The organism is Burkholderia sp. BCC1972, assembly GCF_905339605.1.
Taxonomy (GTDB): domain Bacteria; phylum Pseudomonadota; class Gammaproteobacteria; order Burkholderiales; family Burkholderiaceae; genus Burkholderia.
This window is the reverse complement of the sequence record NZ_CAJPGH010000073.1, coordinates 1-1,175: the sequence shown is the minus strand read 5'-3', so window position 1 is coordinate 1,175 and position 1,175 is coordinate 1. Positions and strand designations below refer to the sequence as shown.

Sequence of the window (1,175 nt, the reverse complement as noted above, 5' to 3'; positions counted from 1 at the left end):
ATGACGGACGTAGTGATCGTATCGGCCGCGCGAACCGCGGTCGGCAAATTCGGTGGCTCGCTTGCGAAGGTCGCGGCGCCGGAACTGGGCGCGACGGTGATCCGCGCGGTGCTGGAGCGTGCGGGCGTGAAGCCCGATCAGGTGAGCGAAGTGATCATGGGCCAGGTGCTGACGGCCGGTTCGGGGCAGAACCCGGCGCGCCAGTCGCTGATCAAGGCCGGCCTGCCGACGGCAGTGCCGGGGATGACGATCAACAAGGTGTGCGGCTCGGGCCTGAAGGCCGTGATGCTGGCGGCGAACGCGATCGTCGCGGGCGACGCGGACATCGTGATCGCGGGCGGGCAGGAGAACATGAGCGCGTCGCCGCACGTGCTGCCGGGCTCGCGCGACGGGTTCCGGATGGGCGACGCGAAGCTGGTCGACACGATGATCGTGGACGGCCTGTGGGACGTGTACAACCAGTACCACATGGGCATTACGGCGGAGAACGTCGCGAAGGAATACGGGATCACGCGCGAAGAGCAGGACGCGTTCGCGGCGTTGTCGCAGAACAAGGCGGAAGCCGCGCAGAAGGCCGGCCGCTTCAACGACGAAATCGTGCCGGTGTCGATCCCGCAACGCAAGGGCGAGCCGCTGCAGTTCGCGACCGACGAGTTCGTGCGTCACGGCGTGACGGCGGAATCGCTGTCGGGGCTGAAGCCGGCGTTCTCGAAGGACGGCTCGGTGACGGCGGCGAACGCGTCGGGTCTGAACGACGGCGCGGCGGCCGTGCTGGTGATGTCGGCGCAGAAGGCGGCGGCGCTCGGCCTGACGCCGCTCGCGCGGATCAAGGCATATGCGAACGCGGGCGTCGATCCGAGCGTGATGGGCATGGGTCCGGTGCCGGCATCGCGCCGGTGCCTGGAGCGCGCGGGCTGGACGCCGGGCGACCTGGACCTGATGGAAATCAACGAAGCGTTCGCGGCGCAGGCGCTGGCGGTGCACAAGCAGATGGGCTGGGACACGTCGAAGGTGAACGTGAACGGCGGGGCGATCGCGATCGGTCATCCGATCGGCGCGTCGGGCTGCCGGATCCTGGTGACGCTGCTGCACGAGATGGTCAAGCGCGATGCGAAGCGCGGGCTGGCGTCGCTGTGCATCGGCGGCGGGATGGGTGTCGCGCTCGCGGTCGAGCG

The 1,175-nt window shown here is 69.1% G+C and carries 1 protein-coding gene; it reads left to right on the top strand.

The features are described 5' to 3' along the window. A partial coding sequence (locus U5798_RS36835; RefSeq protein ID WP_322084874.1) for an acetyl-CoA C-acetyltransferase occupies positions 1 to 1,175 on the top strand: 1,175 nt, incomplete at both ends.